This window comes from Actinomycetospora sp. NBC_00405 (genome assembly GCF_036044095.1).
GTDB classification, from domain to species: Bacteria; Actinomycetota; Actinomycetes; order Mycobacteriales; family Pseudonocardiaceae; genus Actinomycetospora; species Actinomycetospora callitridis.
On sequence record NZ_CP107938.1, the window covers coordinates 1,240,514 to 1,257,550 of the forward strand.

A 17,037-nucleotide genomic window follows, 5' to 3' on the forward strand; every position below is an offset into this window, starting at 1 on the left:
GACGTGGACGACGCCAAGAAGGACGCCGCGGAGGGCGCCGCGCGGGCGTTCGACGCCTCGAACGCCCCGGCCCCGGGCCCCGGGCGCGAGCCCTCGCCGGAGGAGGCGGAGGGGATGAAGGACACCGACACGGCACCGAAGGGCCCCCTCGGGGTGGGCGAGAGCATCAACGCCAGCGCCGAGGACATCGCCCGCGCGGCCGAGGAGAAGCGGGGCTCCGACCGCGAGGGCACGAAGGGCGCGGCGGGGCGTCCCTACGGCAGCGGAGATCCGCAGGACGCCGAGGGCGTCGAGCCGAATCCGTCGGTCACCCCGGGGAGCCCGGATCTCCCTCCGGGCGACCAGGGCAGCTGAGCGCCCGGAGGATCAGTTCGCCCAATACCTGGTAGACGGTGGTCTGGGCCTCCTGGATGCGGTGCACGGACGACGACGGCATGACGAACAGGTGGTCGACGGTGTCGACCTCGGCCATCCGGCCGCCGTCGTACCCCGCCAGCCCGACCGTGAGCATGCCCCGGCGGCGCGCCTCCGCGAGCCCGCGCAGCACGTTCGTCGAGCCGCCGCTCGTCGACAGCCCGAGGGCAATGTCCCCCGGGCGTCCGGACGCCGCGAGCGGGCGGGCGAAGACCACCTCGAAGGACACGTCGTTGGACAGGGCGGTGAGGACCGCGACGTCTGCGGTGAGGGCGATCGCGGGGAGGCCGGCGCCCGGGTCCTCGGGAGCGGAGAACATCTCGGCGACCGCCTGCGCGTCGGTGCTGCTGCCGCCGTTGCCGAACGAGAACAACCGCCCGCCCGCCGCGAACGCCGCCGCCATCTCGCCGGCGCACGTCACGAGGTCGTCGGCGTAGCTCGCCAGCACCTGCTCGCGCAGCGCCGCGATCTCCGCGACCTTCTCCCGCGTGGAGCGGCGGACCTCGGCGAACACCTCCTGCTCGCGGGCCGTTTCGCCCTCCGGCTCCTCGTCGGCGGAGGGGTAGAGGAACGGGTAGAGCGACTCGACCCCGCTCACCGCGCGCTCCCCCGCTCGAGGAACACGTGCGCCAGCTCCCACAGCACGTGGTAGATCGTCACGTGCATCTCCTTGACCACGAAGGGGTCGGTGGAACGGGCCCGCAGCACGTGGTCCAGGCCCGGCACGGCTGCGACCGCTCCCCCGTCACCCCCGATCAGGGCGATGGTGAGCAGGCCGTGGTCGTACGCCTCCCCGAGGGCACGGGCCACGTTCGGGCACTCCCCGTCCACGGTGATCCCGACCGCGATGTCCTCCGGGCGGGCCAGGGCCCGGAGCTGGGCGGCGAAGGTGTCCTCGAAGCCGGAGCGGCGGGCGATCCCGGTGAGGGTCGCGGGGTCGGTGACCAGCGAGAGCGCCGGGAGGGCGCGCTTACCAACGATCACCGGGTGAACGAACTCGACGGCGAGGTGCGCGGCGTCCGCGGCCGCCGCGCCGTTGCCGAAGGTGATCAGCCGCCCGCCCCGGGAGAAGCGCTCGGCCATCGCATGACAGGCGTCGGCGATGCGCTCGGTCTCCTCGGCCAGGGCGGTGGTGGCCGGTGTCCGCCGGGCGAACGCCTCCACCGCGTCGTCCCGGGTCAGCGTCGTCGTCATCGATCGACCTCCGTCAGCGAGGGGGCAGTGGGTGCGGGGGCGCAGGCGGCCACCGCCGCCTGGCCGAGGCTCAGGCCGCCATCGGTGCACGGCACGCGCTCGTGGACCAGGACGCTCAGACCGGCGGCCTCCAGGCCGGCGCGGACGCGCTCGAGCAGGACGAGGTTGACGAACACCCCGCCGGACAGCGCGGCCGTCGTCACGCCGTGCTCCGCGGCCGCGGCGACCGCCGCGCGAACCGTCGCATCGGCGAGGCCGTGGTGGAAGCGTGCGGCGATGCGACCCCGGTCGACGCCGGTCCGGACGTCCGCCACGGCGGCGGCCACGAGGTCGCCGGCCGGGATCACGCCGTCGACGGCCTCGCCGACCGAGTACGCCGAACGCTCGGCGGGGTCGACGTACTGCTCCAGCTCCATCGCGGCCTGGCCCTCGTAAGTCGTCGTGTCCCGGACGCCGAGCACGGCCGCGACCGCGTCGAAGAGCCGCCCGGCGCTCGAGGTCCGCAGCGTCGACGCCGAGCGGGCCAGCGTCGCGACCGCCTCCCACCGCTCCTGACGCCGGGCCACGGCGAGGTCCGCCCCGGCCGCCCCCAGCCAGGCCGCCGCCATCCGCCACGGCGCCCGGACCGCCGCCGCTCCCCCGGGGAGCCCGACGGTCTCGAGGTGCCCGACCCGCTCCGCGCCCCGCAGTGACGCGAGCAGCAGCTCCCCACCCCAGATCGTCCCGTCGGGGCCCCAGCCGGTGCCGTCGTAGGCGACGCCGAGCACCGGGGGGTCGTCGGGACCCCGGCCGTGCTCGGCCAGGCACGCCGCGATGTGGGCGTGGTGGTGCTGGACCCCGACCGCCGTGAGGTCGTCCCGGTCGAGGGCGTAGGTCGTCGACCGGTACTCGGGGTGCAGGTCGTGGGCGACGACCTCGGGCTCGATGTCGAAGAGCCGCCCGATGTGCGTGACCGCGTCGGTGTAGGCGCGCAGTGTCGCGAGGTTCTCGAGGTCGCCGATGTGGGCGGAGAGGAACGCCCGCGTGCCGGCGGCCAAGGTGATCGTCACCTTCTGCTCGCCCCCGCAGGCCAGCACGGGCCGCCGGACGGCGAATCCCAGCGTCACCGGCTCGGGGGCGTACCCGCGGGCCCGGCGCACCGGCAGGACACGACGGCGCGCGACCCTCGCGACCGAGTCGTCGACCCGGGTCCGGATGGGGCGGTCGTGGGTCAGGAACCCGTCGACGAGCGGGGCGAGCCGGGCAGCGGCGTCGTCGTCGCGGTGGGCGATCGGCTCGTCGGAGACGTTGCCGCTGGTCAGCACGAGGGGGACGCCGACGTCCCGGGCGAGCAGCCGGTGCAACGGGGTCGGCGGGAGCAGGATCCCGAGCTCGCCCGTCGCCGGGGCCACCGCGGGCGCGACGGCGGCCCCCGGGCGCCGCGGGAGCAGCACGATCGGCCGCTGCCGCGACGTCAGCACGCCCGCGACGTCCTCGTCGACGACGACCAGCTCCGCCGCCGCGCCGAGGTCGGCGGCGAGCACCGCGAAGGGCTTGTCCTCGCGGTGCTTGGCCGCCCGCAGCCGGGCCACCGCGTCGGCGTCGTCGGCCCGCACCGCGAGGTGGTACCCGCCGAGGCCCTTCACCGCGAGGATCTCCCCCGCCCGCAGGCGCGCCGCGGCGCGGGCCAGCACACCGTCGGACGAGTCGGGTGAGCCGCCGAGGCGCAGGGTCGGTCCGCAGTCGTGGCAGCAGACGGGCTGGGCATGGAAGCGGCGGTCGGTCGGGTCGTGGTACTCGGCGGTGCAGGCCGGGCACATCGGGAAGCCGGCCATGGTGGTGGTCGCCCGGTCGTAGGGGACGTCGCACACGATGCTGAACCGCGGGCCGCAGTTCGTGCAGGTGATGAACGGGTGGCGGTGGCGCCGGTCGGTCGGGTCGTCGAGCTCGGCGAGGCACTCCGTGCACGGGGCGGTGTCGGCCGAGACCGTCGTGCGTGGACCCCCGGCTCCGGTCGCGCTCGACGCGATGAGGAAGCCGGGCGCTCCGGTGGACGCCACCGGACGGCGGCGCACGGACTCCACCAGGGCCAACGGCGGCGCGTCGGTGCGCAGGGCGACGACGAACGCCTCCACCGCCTCCGGCGCGCCCTCGACCTCCACCACCACGCCGGCGTCGTCGTTGCCGACGTACCCGTCGAGGGCGAGCCGCCCGGCGAGCCCGTGCACGAACGGCCGGAAGCCGACGCCCTGCACGATGCCGGTGACCGAGAGGTGCGCGCGCACGCGGACCGGTGGCGGGGCCGTCACGGCCCGGCCCTCCTCACGGCGGCCCCAGCGCGGCGATCGCCTCCCCGGCGTGCACGAGCACGACGTCACCGACCGCGGCGTCCACGAGGGCCACGGACACCTCCTCCTCACCGACCCCGGTGTCGACGCGTGCCGTGCCGTCGGGGTGCAGGGCCACGACGGTCACCCGGACCGCCTGGTCGGAGCAGGTGATGCAGACGGGGCCCTCGCAGGGCGCCCGGGGCGGGGCCGGCGGCACCGGTGGCCCAGCGGTCTCGCAGGCCAGGAACCAGGTCACGACGTCGCCTCCGATCCCATCGCGCGCCCGCAGCGCCCGAGGAAGGAGTGCAGCAACTGGTGGGTCGCCTCCAGCGTCTCGACCTGGCGGCGCAGGCTGTCCGACCCGGCCGGGGTCAGCGCGTAGGTCCGCCGGGCGGGCCCGGTGGCCGGGATGCTCCACGTCGACCGGACGAGGCCTTCGCGCTCGAACGACCGCAGGGTGCGGTAGACGCCGCCGGCGTCGGTGTCGTCGATCAACGAGGCGTGCAGCCGCTCCACGAGGTCGTAGCCGTGCGCGGCCCGCTCCTGGATCAGCAGGAGCAGGCATGGCCGCAGGAAGTTCCGGGGTTCGCACTCGCCCATGACCGCCCCCTGGCGAGGGTCCCGGGGGCTAGGGGATCCGTTGCTCGTGTGGTGTGTATCACATAGGGTCGCACTGGTCGTGACGCCGAGCAAGGCCGCGAGCGAGGTGCTGGGACCGATGGACGATGCGACACGGGCCCTGATGGGGCTCTGGGACGTGGCCGGCGAGAACGTCCGCGGGCTGGGTGCCGAGGACTGGGCCCGGCCGCTGCCCGGCGCCGGTGTCGGGCCCGCCGACGTGGCGGAGCTCGCGGTCCACCTCACCGGGGTGCACTACGCCGGCCCGGAGACGCTGCGCGAGGCGATCGCGGCGGCGCGTCACCGCGCGGAGACCCAGCTGGCCGGCCGCAGGAGCGGCGACCCGGTGCTGGGCGCCCAGTGCCTCGACATGTGCCTGCACGTCCACGACCTGACCGCGGCCCTCGGCGCCCCGGCCGACCTGCGCGACCACGAGGCGGCCGCCCGCGAGGCGTGCCGGCTCGTCCTGCGCGTGCTGCCGCGCCTGCTGGTCGCCGCGGTGGGGGCCGATGACGCGACACTGCGCGTGGCGGTTCGTCCCGGCGACGACCGCGCCGTGCACGTCACCCACGGCGCCGTCGTCCCGGGACGCCCGGAGGACACCGTCAACGCCGCGGACGCCGTCGAGATCGATCCGCACGGGCTCCTGCTGCTGCTCGCGGGGCGCCGCGACGCCGAGTCGTTGCGCGACGCGGGTGCGCTGAGCTGGACCGGCCCGGTCGCGGAGGCGTTCGTCCACCGCGCCCGGCTGGTCGCCGCGTAGCCGGCCTCTACTCCTGGCGGCAGCCGGCGAACGCCGGGTAGGGCGGCAGCACGGCCTCGCCGCCGTGGCGCCCGAGGGCCCCGACGACGGCCGCCGCGACCTCGGCGGTGGCGACGTGCCCGGCGCGCTCGGCGTCCATGCCGAGGCGCCGCCAGAGCGCGCTGAGCACCGCGGGCGCGTCCTCGCCAGGGTCGGCGACGACCACGCGGGCCACCCGGCCCGACGGCCGGACACCCACGACGGCGGGCAGCAGTGCGCGCGTCGAGAGCCACACCCAGAGCACCTCGGCCTGCAGCAGGCGCTCGCGCAGGACCTCGAGGTCCGCGAGCTCACCCCAGACGGGCGTGATCTCGGCCTGCCACGCGGCCACCATCGCCTCGGCCATGCCGGGCGGCTGGGCGCGCGCCGGGCCGCCGCTGGGCAGCGGCAGGCGCAGCGAGGCGCCCATGAGCGCGACGTCGCGGAAGCAGCCCCACTCGAAGTCGAGGAACCGCGCACCGCTGCCGGTGAGCAGGCAGTTGTCGGGCCGGACCTCCGCCGGGCTGAAGGCGCGGTGGCCGGAGCCGCCCAGCAGGCGGGCCGCCTCGCGCGCCTCGGCCACCCCGGCCGGCGCCGCCTCGACACGCAGCAGCTGGGCGAGCTGGTCGGGCACCTCGGCCAGCGCCGCGCGGGCGTCGTCGGCCAGCGGGTCGCGCCAGGTCCGCTCGCCGAAGCGGCGCAGCAGGGCCCCGAAGTCGTTCTCGCGGCCCGCGGTGGCCGCCTGCATGCGCCCGAGCGCCCGGGCCCAGCCGAGCAGCGCGCGCTCGGCGGCCTTCGGGTCACGCTCCTCGAGGCGGTCGGCCAGGGTGGCGCAGCGCCCGAGGTCCTCGAGCACCAGCAGGCGGTGAGCCGGGTCGTTGGCCACGAGCATCGGGCTCGCCCGCTCCTCCGAGGGCATCGCCGTCAGCAGCTGGCACGACGCGGCCTCGTAGTGGAACCGGTCGATGCTCTGCTCGCCCGCCCCCGGCTCGTCGAGGAAGTGCTTGACCACGAGCGTGCGCGGCAGCGAGAAGGGGTTCTCGGCGACGCGGACCCGCACGACCAGCGAGCGGGTGCTGCCGCCGAGGTCCTCCGGATCCGCGAGGCGCACCGTGGCGCCGTGGCGCCGTGTGAGGAGCTCTTCGGCCAGATGCACCACCTCGGTGATGCGATCGTCCGGCCCGGCCGGGCCGGTGGAGCGACCGTTCGAGGTATCCGCGTCGTCCGTCGTCAGGGGAGCCATCAGCCGGAGGAGTCTACCGGTCCGCGCGACGCCTCGGGAGGTGTTCGGGGAGCCCGCGGCGCCGGCGCGACGCCCGCGCGAGCAGGAGCACGACGGTGCCGGCGATGACGATCCCGACCACGTTGACCACCAGCTGGAGCAGGGACCCGCCCGCCCTGGGCCAGTCACGCAGGACGACGGCCACCGCCACGAAGCCGGCCGCGGGCACCGTCGTCACCGAGATGAACACCCCGACCAGGACCCCGGAGCCCTCCCCCGCCACGAGCGCGACCATGCCCGCGACGCCGGCGAGCAGCGCCACCACCAGCGAGAACGGGCCGACCTGGTAGACGAACTCGACACCCGAGAGGTTCGTCAGGGCGTTGTCCGGGATCGCGTCCACCGCCCGCGCTCCCGCGGCGGCCACGGCCGTCACGGGCACCGCGATCCCGAAACCCACCGCCAGGGCGAGCCCGGCCGAGCGGGCCATCGGGCCGTCCCGGCGCACCGCGGCCAGCGCGAGGGCGGCGAGCGGCCCGAACTCGGGGCCGAGGACCATGGCGCCGACGACGGTCACCGGCGAGTTGGTGACGACGCCGATCGCGCCGAGCAGGCAGGCGATCGTCAACATGATCACGAAGGTCGCCGACAGACGCGCGCCCTGGCCGGTGCGGGCGAGCAGCTCGTCCCACACCACCGCGTCGAGCCCCTCGCCCGGCACCGCCTCCTCCGCACGCTCGGCGGCGGCCGAGACGACGGTGTCGAGGGTCTCGAGCACGATGCCGCCGTGCTGCGCGCAGCCCAGCTCACGGAGCTGCTGGAGCACCCCGTCCACCGACTCGCGGGCCAGGTCGGCCTCCACCACGTCGCCGGGCGGAGACACCGCCGCACCGCGCAGCCGGACGACGTGCACGGCCCCGGGCTCGGCGTGCAGGACGGCGAGCACGTCGTCGACCGGGCCGGGCTCCACCTCCGGCTCCACGTCCGCCTGCGGGTCCGCCTGCGGGTCCGCCTGCGCGTCCTGCTCCGCGTCCGGACAGAGGACGCGCAGCCGGATCACTGCACCGGCCGCTCCGGCGGCTTCACCGGCGCTGCCGGTTTCGTCTGCGTCCCCGGTGCGGGCGCGTCGACGCCCGCCTCCTTGCGCTGCAGGGAGGTGATGGGGGCCGGCGCAGCCGTGAGTGGGTCGTACCCGCCGCCGGTCTTCGGGAAGGCGATGACCTCACGGATCGAGTCGACGCCGGCGAGCAGGGCGCAGATGCGGTCCCAGCCGAACGCGATCCCGCCGTGCGGCGGCGGGCCGTAGGCGAACGCGTCGAGCAGGAAGCCGAACTTCTCCTCCTGCTGCTCGGGCGTGAGGCCCATCAGCGCGAACACGCGCTCCTGCACGTCGCGCCGGTGGATACGGATGGACCCCCCGCCGATCTCGTTGCCGTTGCAGACGAGGTCGTAGGCGTAGGCCAGCGCGTTCTCGGGGTCGGACTCGAAGGAGTCGATCCATTCCGGGGTGGGCGAGGTGAACGCGTGGTGCACCGCCGTCCAGGTGCCCGACCCGACGGCGACGTCGTCCGTCGAGCCCGCGGCCTCGAACAGGGGCGCGTCGACGACCCAGACGAACGACCAGGAACCCTCGGGGATGAGGTCGAGGCGGCGCGCGATCTCGCCGCGGGTGGCGCCGAGCAGGGCGCGCCCCTCGGCCCGCGTGCCGGCGCCGAAGAAGATGCAGTCACCCGGGTTGGCACCCGCGGCCTTGGCCAGGCCCTCGCGCTCGGCGTCGGTGATGTTCTTGGCGACGGGGCCGGTCAGGGTGCCGTCCTCGCCGACCAGCACATAGGCGAGGCCCTTCGCGCCGCGCTGCTTGGCCCACTCCTGCCAGCCGTCGAGCGTGCGCCGCGCCTGGGAGGCGCCGCCGGGCATGACCACGGCGCCCACGTAGGGCGCCTGGAAGACCCGGAAGGTGGTGTCGGCGAAGAACTCGGTGAGCTCGGTCAGCTCGATGTCGAAGCGCAGGTCGGGCTTGTCCGAGCCGTAGCGGGCCATGGCCTCGGCGTAGGAGATCCGCGGGATCGGCGTCGGGATCTCGTGGCCGCCGAGCTCCGACCACAGCGCGCCGACGATCGCCTCGCCGAGCGCGATGACGTCGTCCTGGTCGACGAAGCTCGCCTCGATGTCGAGCTGCGTGAACTCCGGCTGGCGGTCGGCGCGGAAGTCCTCGTCGCGGTAGCAGCGCGCGATCTGGAAGTAGCGCTCCATCCCGGACACCATGAGCAGCTGCTTGAACAGCTGCGGAGACTGCGGGAGCGCGTACCAGGAGCCCGGCCGCAGGCGGGCCGGGACGAGGAAGTCGCGTGCGCCCTCGGGGGTCGACCGGGTCAGGGTCGGCGTCTCGATCTCGAGGAAGTCGCGCTCCGACAGCACGTCGCGGGCGATCTTGTTGGCGCGGCTGCGCAGGCGGATGGCCGACGCCGGGCCCTCGCGGCGCAGGTCCAGGTAGCGGTAGCGCAGGCGGACGTCCTCGCCGACCTCCGCGTGCTCGTCGAGCGAGAACGGCAGCGGCGCGGACTCCGAGAGGACCGTCAGCGCCGTGGCGCTGATCTCGACGTCCCCGGTGGCGAGGTCGGCGTTCTCGCTGCCCGCCGGGCGCTGCTCGACCGAGCCCGTGATCTGCACGCAGAACTCGGCGCGCAGGCGGTGCGACTCCTGCGCCACCTCGCCGGCGCGGAACACCACCTGCACCACGCCCGAGGCGTCGCGCAGGTCGATGAACACGACGCCGCCGTGATCGCGACGCCGGGCCACCCATCCGGCGAGGGTGACGGTGGCGCCGACGTGCTCGGCGCGCAGCGTGCCGGCGGGGTGCGTGCGCATCATCGGCGGTGGTGCTCCTGGATCGGGCGGGCGAGTCACCCTGCAGGCTATCGAGCGGGTCGACGCGGGACCTCAGCCGCTCTCGTCGGGGCCCGCGCGGTCGAGGTGCACCCGCAGGAGGACCCGGCGCTCGCGGTGCATGGCCTCGTCGAAGTCCGCCCAGTCGGGCTGCTCGCCGCCCTGCACCTGCCGGTAGAGGGCGCGCAGGCCGTCGAGCGCCGCGGGCAGCTCGACGATCTCGACGTCGCCCTCCACCTGGACCCACCGACCGAAGAAGGCGTCGGGCAGGACGCAGAGCCACGCCCGCCCCTCCCGGCGCAGGTTCTTCGTCTTGAGGGCGGTCTCGCGCGTGCTGATCGTCGCCGCGCCGTCGTCGTCGATGCCGACGACCACGGGCGAGAGCTGGGGCGCGCCGTCGGTGCGGCGGGCCGCGAGGACGGCGCGGTGCTGCTCGCGCAGCACCTGCCGGGCGTCGTCGAGGTCCACGGAGTCCTCCGTCGGGGGTCGGGGTGCTGCGAGGAGCAGACACCACCACGCCGGTCGACGGGAATGCTTCGATAACCGAAGCGTCCCGTTCACAGCAGGGAGAGCTGCTCCGGCGGCGCCTCGACCACCTTCTCCGGGATCTCGGGCACCGCACCCTCCGGCCACGACCGCTCGGTCTCCCGCCCCTCGTCCCCCTGCCGGCCGCCCATGGCGTGGCCGCCGCCGGTGAGGCCGTGGCGCGCGAGCAGCGGCCCGACGCGCGCGGCGAGGTCCTTGCGGTAGGCCGCGTCGACGTAGGCCCCGCGGCGGTAGAGGGCGGCGTAGCGCTCGATCAGCGCCGGGTGCTCGCGGGCGAGCCAGGCGTGGAACCACTCCCGCGTGCCCGGCCGCAGGTGCAGGGCGAGCACCGACGCGCCGCTCGCCCCCGCCGTGGCGATCTCGCCGAGCAGGGCGTCGAGCGCCTCGTCGGAGTCGGTGAGCCCGGGCAGGACCGGGGCGACGAACACCCCGCACGGCAGACCCGCGTCGCGGACGCGGCGCACGAGGTCCAGCCGGGCCCGGGGCGTCGGCGTGCCCGGCTCGACCCGGCGGTGCAGCTCCGGGTCCAGCAGGGCCAGCGACACCCCGACCCCGACGGGCACGTCGCGCGCCGCGGCCGCGAGCTCCGGCAGGTCGCGGGCGAGCAGCGTGCCCTTGGTGAGGATCGAGAACGGTGTGCCGCTGGCCCCCAGGGCCTTGATGATCCCCGGCATCAGCGCGTACCGGCCCTCCGCGCGCTGGTAGGGATCGGTGTTGGTGCCCATCGCGACGTGCTCGCGGGCCCAGCGCGGCGCGCGCAGCTCGCGGGCCAGCACCTCGGGCGCGTTCAGCTTGACCACGACCTGGCGGTCGAAGTCGTCGCCCGCGTCGAGGTCGAGATAGGTGTGGGTGTTGCGGGCGAAGCAGTTGTGGCTGATCACCCCGTCGGCGACGAAGTCGCCGGTGCCGGTGGTGAGGTCGCCGAGGGCGCGCTCACCGGGCAGCTCGTCCACCCCGACCACGACCCGCCCGCCCGGCTCGTCGCCGGGCGGCGCCGGGGCCACCGGCGGCGACCCGGGCCGCCGGAACGCCTCGTCGGCCAGGGTCTCGGCGCCGACCAGGGCCTCGCCGATCCGCAGGTGCGGCCGCTCGCCACCCTCGCATCCCTCCGGCCGCACGTGGACCCAGCCGCGGCGCGTGAGGAAGCGGTGGTCGGCGCTGGCGACGATCGCCGTGCCGTCGAGCAGACGGACGCGCCAGGCCGCCTTCGTCGTGGTCCACGCGGCGTGCACCGGCGTCGGCACCAGCGACCGGATGCCGTTGCTGCGCACCTCGGAGCCCACCACGAGATCGCCGACCCGGACGTCGGCCAACCGCACGCTGGTGCCGTCGACCATGAGGATCCGGGTGTCGAGCGAGAGGCAGTAGGTGCACGCGTGGCTGCACCCGCGGTAGGGGTTCACGGTCCACGCGAAAGGCATCGGCGAGGCCCCGGGCACGCGGTTGAGCACCGAGCGCGCGCGCACCTCGTGGAAAGTGATGCCCGCGAACTCCGGCGTGCGGACGCTGCGGACGAGGCCCTTGAGCGCCGGCATGCCCGGCAGCTCCTCGGGGCCTCCCGCGACCTTCTGCTCGTCCCACCGCACGCCCACCATTCGAACACGTGTTCGAGCGGTAGGCAAACCCCTATCCGGCGGCCACCATCGTGCCCGTGGACGACGCCCGGCGCCTCTGGACCTTGCTCGAGCCCCTGCACGCGGTCACCTACTTCGCCCCGGAGGCCCGCGCCGCCGCCGACGCCGTCGGGCTCAAGGGGTTCTGGATGGGCTACGTCGCCCAGCGCGCGGCACCGCTCGGGCCCGTCGGCCCGGAGGTGGCGTGGGCGTCGTTCCACGGCTTCCACCGCGACCGCATCCACCGCGCGCTGCCCGACGCCTGGGCGCTCGCCTCCCCCGCGACCTGCCTCGAGGCCCGCCTCGCAGGAGTCGACGCGACGCTGCGACGGCTCCTCGCCGACCTCCCCGGCGGCGTCGACTCCGAGGCGGTCGCCGAGGCCGCGGGGCTCGCCGGGGAGGCCGCCGACGCCGCGGACACGGCCGGGCGCGTCCTCGCGGCGGCGAACCAGGCCCTCCCCCGCCCGGCCCCGCCGCACCTCGCGCTGTGGCAGGCCGCGACGACGCTGCGCGAGCACCGGGGCGACGGTCACGTCGCGGCGCTCGTCGCCCACGACGTCGGGCCGGTCGCCGCGCACCGGCTCAAGATCGCCGCCGACGAGTCCTCGGACAGCCTCCCGGAGTCCCGGCAGCTCGACGACGGGACGTGGGCGGCGGCCGGCGAGGAGCTGGCCGTGCGCGGGTGGCTCGACGCCCACGGTGCCCTCACCGACGAGGGACGTCGTGCCCGCGACGAGGTCGAACGCGCCACCGACCGAGCCGCGTCCGGGCCGTGGCGGGCACTCGGCCGGGCGGGCACCGACCGTCTCGCCGGGCTCCTCGGGCCGCTCGTCACGGCCGTCGTCGACGCGGGCGCCGTCCCCTACCCCAACCCGATCGGCCTCCCGCGACCCTGATCTCGCGGGTTTCGGTACCAGCGGTACGCGGTACTAGTCGGTAACACCAGAACGGAGCAGCCGATGAGTGCCTTCACCCTGGAACTGACGCCCGCCCACCACGAGCTGGTCCGGCGGACCCACGCCTTCGCCGAGGACGTCGTCCGGCCGGCCGCGGCGAAGTACGACGTCGCCGAGGAGTGCCCCTGGGAGATCGTGGACCGGGCCGCGCAGGAGGGCTTCTACAACGCCCTCTTCTACGCCGACCTCATCGCCGACCCCACGGGTCTCTCGCTCCCGCTCTTCCTCGAGGAGATGTTCTGGGGCTGCGCCGGCATCGGGCTCACGATCGTGCTCCCCGCCCTCGCGCTCTCGGCGCTCAACCAGGCCGGTACCCCCGAGCAGCTCGCCCGCTGGGCGCCCGAGATGTTCGGCGAGTCCGGCGACATCAAGCTCGCCGCGCTCGCGGTGTCCGAGCCCCAGGGCGGCAGCGACGTCGCCAACCTGCAGACCCGCGCCCGCAAGGAGGGCGACGCGTGGGTGCTCGACGGCGAGAAGATCTGGATCGGCAACGGCGGGATCGCCGACGTCACGATCGTCAACGCCGTCGTCGACCCCGAGCTCGGCACCAAGGGCCAGGCGATGTTCGTGGTGCCCAAGGACACCCCGGGCATGGAGCAGGTCCGGCGGCTGCGCAAGCTCGGGCACCGGGCGTCGCACACCGCGGAGCTGCGGTTCGAGGGCTGCCGCATCCCCGCCGACAACCTCCTGGGCGGCGAGGACAAGCTCGAGCACAAGCTGGAGAAGGCGCGCCGCGGTGAGGGCAAGCCCGCGGCGCTCGGCACCTTCGAGCAGACGCGGCCGATGGTCGCCGCCATGGCGCTCGGGGTGGCGCGGGCGTCGTTCGAGTACGCCTGCTCCTACGCACGGCAGCGCGAGGCCTTCGGCAGCCCGGTCATCGACAACCAGGGCGTCTCGTTCCCGCTCGCCGACCTGGCCGCCGACATCGACGCCGCGCGACTCCTCACCTGGCGCGCGTCGTGGATGGCCGCCAACGGTGTGCCGTTCCAGGCCGGCGAGGGCTCGATGTCGAAGCTCAAGGCCTCCGAGGTCGCCGTGCGCGCCGCCGAGCAGGCCGTCCAGACCTGCGGCGGCTGGGGCTACGTCGACGACCTCCCGGTCGAGAAGTGGTACCGCGACGCGAAGCTCTACACGATCTTCGAGGGCACCAGCGAGATCCAGCGGATGGTCATCGGGCGCACGCTCACCGACCCCGAGGCCACCGCCACCCCGCTGCACCACCACCTGCCCGGCGACCGTGGCGGCCTGAGCCGGAAGTTCGGGCACGGCTCGCTCGCCCGCGCCCGCGCCGGAGGAGCGCTCATGAACCTCGCGAGGAAGGCACCGGACCCGGTGCTGCGGCTCGGCGGGAAGCTCGCCTCCCCCGGCGCGTGAGCGGATCGCTCCCGGAGATGATGGCCGGGTGAGCTCCTCCCGACCCACGGGGCGCCGCGTGCGGGCCGCGACCGCCGAGGAGGACGCCGGCGACGACGCGGTGACCGGTCCGATCGAGGTGCCGCGCCCCGAGGAGCCGTCGCCCCGCGACCGACCGGCCCGGCGGCGAGCTGGGGGCTCCTCTGACGCTGAACATCAGCATGGCCCCCAGGCTGACACTCCCCGGGCGACGCGACGGCCCACTGCCCGGCCCGCGCGACGGCGACGTGCGGACGCGCCCCTCGAGGCGGGCCACGGGCACGGGCACGGCCACGGGCACGGCGGCGGCTCGCTGGACGGGGCGTCGGCCACGCGGGTGCGTCGGCTCCTGGCCCTGCTGCTCGTGCCCTGCGGGCTCGCGGTGCTGGTGGGCCTCGTGGTGCTCGCCCCGTCCCCGTCCGAGTACGCCCGGGTGGCGGAACGGGCCGCGACCGGCCAGGGCGCACCCGGGCTCGGGGCGCAGACCCCGGTCGACGCCGAGGTCCTGCGCGCCGCCGGGGAGTCCGACTGCACCGACCCCAACCTGCCCTCCCCCGGGGAGGGCGAGGGCTGTGTCGCGGTGACGCTGCGCCTGCAGGACGGGCCGGCAGCCGGGAGCACGATCGTCACCCTGGCGCCGACCACGCCCGGCTCGCCGCGCTTCGCCGTCGGCGACGCCGTCGTGCTCGGCTGGGGCGGCGGGGACCCGGCGGACCCCCTCACCTACACGATCGTCGACTTCCAGCGCGGCCTGCCGCTGCTCCTGCTCGGCGGCCTCTTCGCGCTCGCGGTGCTCCTGCTCGGCCGCTGGCAGGGCCTCGCCGCGCTCGTCGCCCTGGGCGCGACGCTCGGGGTGCTCGCGGTCTTCGTCCTGCCCGCCCTGGCCACCGGGGGCCCGCCGGTCCCGGTCGCGCTCACGGCCTCCGGGCTGATCGTCGGCATCGTGCTGCCGCTGATGCACGGCCTCTCGGCCCGCACGGCGACCGCAGCGCTCGGCACGCTCGCGAGCCTCGGGCTCATCGGCGTCCTCGCCCTGGTCTTCGCCGCGCTGTCCCGCCTCACCGGTCTCGGCGAGGAGGCCTCGGAGCTCGCCGGGGTGGTGGGGCCGGGGCTCGACCTGCGCGGCCTGCTGCTCGCGGGCGTGATCATCGGCGCGCTGGGGGTGCTCGACGACGTCACCGTCACCCAGACCAGCGCCGTGTGGGAGCTGCACCGCGCGGACCCGGCCGCCCGGCTCGCCGACCTCTATGGTGCCGCCATGCGTGTCGGTCGTGATCACGTCGCCTCGGCGGTGAACACGCTCGTGCTCGCCTACGCCGGGGCGGCGCTGCCCCTGCTGCTGCTGTTCGCGCTGGCGGGCCGGGGTCTCGGCGACCTGCTCACCGCGGAGGACGTGGCACAGGAGGTCGTCCGGACGCTGGTGGGCAGCATCGGCCTGGTCGCCTCGGTCCCGCTGACGACCCTTGTCGCCGCCGTCGTCGTCCGCGCCGTCAGCCCCAGCACCACCCCGACCACGAGCCGGAGCCGTCCCGCATGAGCCGCCCCGCCCTGCCCCGGTCCGTCGAGGCCCCGCCGAGCGGCGTGCTCGACACCGCCCGCGCCCTCGTCGTCGCGTCGACCCGGACGGCCGTGGAGCTCACGCTGCAGGGACCGACGATCGTGCGGGGCCTCGCCGACCTCGCCCGCACCGGCGCCGGGACCGCCGCCGACCTCAGCCCCCTCGTCGTCGACGCCCTGCGCGCGCTCCCGCGGCTCGTGCGGCTGCTGGAGCAGCTGGCGCCGGTGGCGTCCGGGCTCCAGCACACGCTCGACGAGATCGCGCCCGACCTCACCCGCCTCTCCTACGCCGTCGACGCCCTCGACCGGCTCGGCGGTGCCGTCGACGACCTCCACACCCTGGCCCGCGCCGTCCCGGCGCTGCAGGCGATCGCCGGAGCGGCGCCCGACATCCGCGTCCTGGGCGAGGCGGTGCCGGCGCTGCAGGAGATCGGCCGGGCCCGCGAGGACATCGCGGCGCTGGCGAGCGCCGTGCCCGCGCTCCAGGAGATCGGCCGGGCCCGGGGTGACATCGCGACCCTCGCGAGCGCCGTGCCCGCGCTCCAGCAGATCGCCGGCGCCGTCCCCGACATCCACGCGCTCGGCGAGGCCGTGCCCGCGCTGCAGGAGATCGCCGCGGCCCGCGAGTCCATCGCGACCCTCGCGAGCGCCGTGCCCGCGCTCCAGCAGATCGCCGGCGCCGCCCCGGACATCCGCGCCCTCGGCGAGGCCGTGCCCGCGCTGCAGGAGATCGCCGCGGCCCGCGGCGACATCGCCGCCCTCGCGAGCGCCGTGCCGTCCCTCGAGCGCCTCGGCTACGCCACCGACGACCTGCAGGTCATCGCGAGCGCGGTGCCCGCCCTCCAGCAGATCGGCGAGGCGGCCGGGCAGCTCGAGACCCTGGCGGGCGCGGTCCCGGCCCTGGAGCGCCTCGCCGGCGCCGTCGACGACATCGGCACCATCGCGGGCGCCACCGGCACCGTCGAGCGGATCGCCGAGGGCGTGCCCACCGTCGGGCGCCTCGCCGACGCGGTCCCCACCGTCGTCCGGCTGGCCGAGGCGATCCCGACGCTCGAGACCCTCGGCGGCGCGGTGGACGACCTGCACGCGCTCGGCACCGCCGTGGCCGACCTCCACCACCTCGCCGAGGCCGCCCCGGCCCTGCAGCAGATGGCCGGCGCGGTCGACGAGGTGCGCAAGCTGACCGGGGCGATCGAGCACGTCGAGGTCCTCGCCCGGCACGCCGACACCACGTTCCCCGACGTCCCGCCGCGCCTGGCCAACCTCGACGCCGGGCTGTCGACCGCCGCCGGCGAGCTGCAGAAGGTCAGCCCCGACCTGCGCACCCTCGCCGGTCGGATCGACAACCTCGACGAGCAGATCAAGGTCCTCGCCGACGCCCTCGCGCCGCTCCAGGGCACGACCGAACGCCTCGGCCGTGTCGTCGACCGCCTGCCCGGGCGCAAGAGGCCGGACGACCGGTAGCCCGTCCCGGTCGAGCCGGCGGGTGCTCTCCAGTCCGATCTCTCGACAGTGCCGTCGGTGTTCCCGCGCTGGTGGCACTCCGGAG

The 17,037-nt window shown here is 75.7% G+C and carries 16 protein-coding genes; 6 read left to right on the top strand and 10 right to left on the bottom strand.

Annotated features, from left to right (window positions below; translation table 11 throughout):
• Window positions 1-3 precede the first annotated feature (3 nt).
• Entirely contained in the window at window positions 4-354 is a 351-nt protein-coding gene (locus OG774_RS06090; protein WP_328307622.1) for a hypothetical protein, read from the top strand.
• Here OG774_RS06090 and OG774_RS06095 read toward each other — a convergent pair.
• From OG774_RS06095 to OG774_RS06115, 5 genes are all read right to left on the bottom strand, one after another.
• Window positions 308-1,012: a D-sedoheptulose-7-phosphate isomerase gene (locus OG774_RS06095; RefSeq protein WP_328307624.1), complete on the bottom strand. Its 705-nt coding sequence runs from the start codon at window positions 1,010-1,012 to the stop codon at window positions 308-310. The two genes, OG774_RS06090 and OG774_RS06095, sit on opposite strands and share 47 nt — an antisense overlap.
• The gene (locus OG774_RS06100) at window positions 1,009-1,608 is read right to left on the bottom strand and encodes a D-sedoheptulose-7-phosphate isomerase (RefSeq protein WP_328307626.1); all 600 of its coding nucleotides are present in this window, start codon (window positions 1,606-1,608) and stop codon (window positions 1,009-1,011) included. Before OG774_RS06100 ends, OG774_RS06095 begins: the two co-directional genes overlap by 4 nt.
• Window positions 1,605-3,896 carry a carbamoyltransferase HypF gene (gene hypF / locus OG774_RS06105; protein ID WP_328307628.1) on the bottom strand — a complete coding sequence of 764 codons (2,292 nt, stop codon included), beginning with the start codon at window positions 3,894-3,896 and terminating at the stop codon, window positions 1,605-1,607. Before hypF ends, OG774_RS06100 begins: the two co-directional genes overlap by 4 nt.
• 13 nt (window positions 3,897-3,909) lie before the next feature.
• Window positions 3,910-4,089, bottom strand: a complete 180-nt coding sequence (locus OG774_RS06110; RefSeq protein WP_433038911.1) for a HypC/HybG/HupF family hydrogenase formation chaperone — start codon at window positions 4,087-4,089, stop codon at window positions 3,910-3,912.
• Window positions 4,090-4,169: 80 nt separating this feature from the next.
• Window positions 4,170-4,517: a helix-turn-helix transcriptional regulator gene (locus OG774_RS06115; RefSeq protein WP_274194996.1), complete on the bottom strand. Its 348-nt coding sequence runs from the start codon at window positions 4,515-4,517 to the stop codon at window positions 4,170-4,172.
• Between the two features lie 118 nt (window positions 4,518-4,635).
• Between OG774_RS06115 and OG774_RS06120 the strand changes: the two genes are divergently transcribed.
• Window positions 4,636-5,298 carry a hypothetical protein gene (locus OG774_RS06120; RefSeq protein WP_328307630.1) on the top strand — a complete coding sequence of 221 codons (663 nt, stop codon included), beginning with the start codon at window positions 4,636-4,638 and terminating at the stop codon, window positions 5,296-5,298.
• 7 nt (window positions 5,299-5,305) lie between these two features.
• Here the strand turns inward: OG774_RS06120 and OG774_RS06125 are convergent, their stop codons facing one another.
• The 5 genes from OG774_RS06125 to OG774_RS06145 form a co-directional block, all read right to left on the bottom strand.
• On the bottom strand, window positions 5,306-6,559 hold the full coding sequence (locus tag OG774_RS06125) for a hypothetical protein (protein ID WP_328307632.1): 1,254 nt from the start codon (window positions 6,557-6,559) through the stop codon (window positions 5,306-5,308).
• Between the two features lie 13 nt (window positions 6,560-6,572).
• Window positions 6,573-7,520, bottom strand: a complete 948-nt coding sequence (locus OG774_RS06130) for a DUF389 domain-containing protein (protein ID WP_442873996.1) — start codon at window positions 7,518-7,520, stop codon at window positions 6,573-6,575.
• A 74-nt stretch (window positions 7,521-7,594) separates the two neighbouring features.
• Entirely contained in the window at window positions 7,595-9,409 is a 1,815-nt protein-coding gene (gene aspS, locus OG774_RS06135; protein ID WP_328307637.1) for an aspartate--tRNA ligase, read from the bottom strand.
• A 69-nt stretch (window positions 9,410-9,478) separates the two neighbouring features.
• The gene (locus OG774_RS06140; protein ID WP_328307639.1) at window positions 9,479-9,892 is read right to left on the bottom strand and encodes a PPOX class F420-dependent oxidoreductase; all 414 of its coding nucleotides are present in this window, start codon (window positions 9,890-9,892) and stop codon (window positions 9,479-9,481) included.
• A gap of 89 nt (window positions 9,893-9,981) precedes the next feature.
• The gene (locus tag OG774_RS06145; RefSeq protein WP_328307641.1) at window positions 9,982-11,565 is read right to left on the bottom strand and encodes an Rv2578c family radical SAM protein; all 1,584 of its coding nucleotides are present in this window, start codon (window positions 11,563-11,565) and stop codon (window positions 9,982-9,984) included.
• A gap of 56 nt (window positions 11,566-11,621) precedes the next feature.
• On the opposite strand from OG774_RS06145, the gene OG774_RS06150 reads away from it, so the two are divergent.
• From OG774_RS06150 to OG774_RS06165, 4 genes are all read left to right on the top strand, one after another.
• On the top strand, window positions 11,622-12,479 hold the full coding sequence (locus OG774_RS06150; RefSeq protein WP_328307643.1) for an SCO6745 family protein: 858 nt from the start codon (window positions 11,622-11,624) through the stop codon (window positions 12,477-12,479).
• A gap of 63 nt (window positions 12,480-12,542) precedes the next feature.
• Window positions 12,543-13,913 carry an acyl-CoA dehydrogenase family protein gene (locus OG774_RS06155; RefSeq protein ID WP_328307645.1) on the top strand — a complete coding sequence of 457 codons (1,371 nt, stop codon included), beginning with the start codon at window positions 12,543-12,545 and terminating at the stop codon, window positions 13,911-13,913.
• 355 nt (window positions 13,914-14,268) lie between these two features.
• Window positions 14,269-15,468 (top strand): YibE/F family protein, encoded by a 1,200-nt coding sequence (locus OG774_RS06160; protein ID WP_328307647.1) that lies wholly within the window; start codon window positions 14,269-14,271, stop codon window positions 15,466-15,468.
• On the top strand, window positions 15,465-16,952 hold the full coding sequence (locus tag OG774_RS06165; protein WP_328307649.1) for a hypothetical protein: 1,488 nt from the start codon (window positions 15,465-15,467) through the stop codon (window positions 16,950-16,952). The genes OG774_RS06160 and OG774_RS06165 overlap by 4 nt, the downstream gene beginning before the upstream one ends.
• Window positions 16,953-17,037: the final 85 nt, after the last annotated feature.

Excerpts from the sequence above, each read along its gene's own strand:
- OG774_RS06120 (WP_328307630.1), top strand. The coding sequence starts at position 4,636 with ATGGACGATGCGACACGGGCCCTGATGGGGCTCTGGGACGTGGCCGGC.
- OG774_RS06155 (WP_328307645.1), top strand. The coding sequence starts at position 12,543 with ATGAGTGCCTTCACCCTGGAACTGACGCCCGCCCACCACGAGCTGGTC.
- aspS (WP_328307637.1), bottom strand. The coding sequence starts at position 9,409 with ATGATGCGCACGCACCCCGCCGGCACGCTGCGCGCCGAGCACGTCGGC.
- OG774_RS06115 (WP_274194996.1), bottom strand. The coding sequence starts at position 4,517 with ATGGGCGAGTGCGAACCCCGGAACTTCCTGCGGCCATGCCTGCTCCTG.
- OG774_RS06165 (WP_328307649.1), top strand. The coding sequence starts at position 15,465 with ATGAGCCGCCCCGCCCTGCCCCGGTCCGTCGAGGCCCCGCCGAGCGGC.
- OG774_RS06125 (WP_328307632.1), bottom strand. The coding sequence starts at position 6,559 with ATGGCTCCCCTGACGACGGACGACGCGGATACCTCGAACGGTCGCTCC.
- OG774_RS06145 (WP_328307641.1), bottom strand. The coding sequence starts at position 11,565 with ATGGTGGGCGTGCGGTGGGACGAGCAGAAGGTCGCGGGAGGCCCCGAG.
- OG774_RS06100 (WP_328307626.1), bottom strand. The coding sequence starts at position 1,608 with ATGACGACGACGCTGACCCGGGACGACGCGGTGGAGGCGTTCGCCCGG.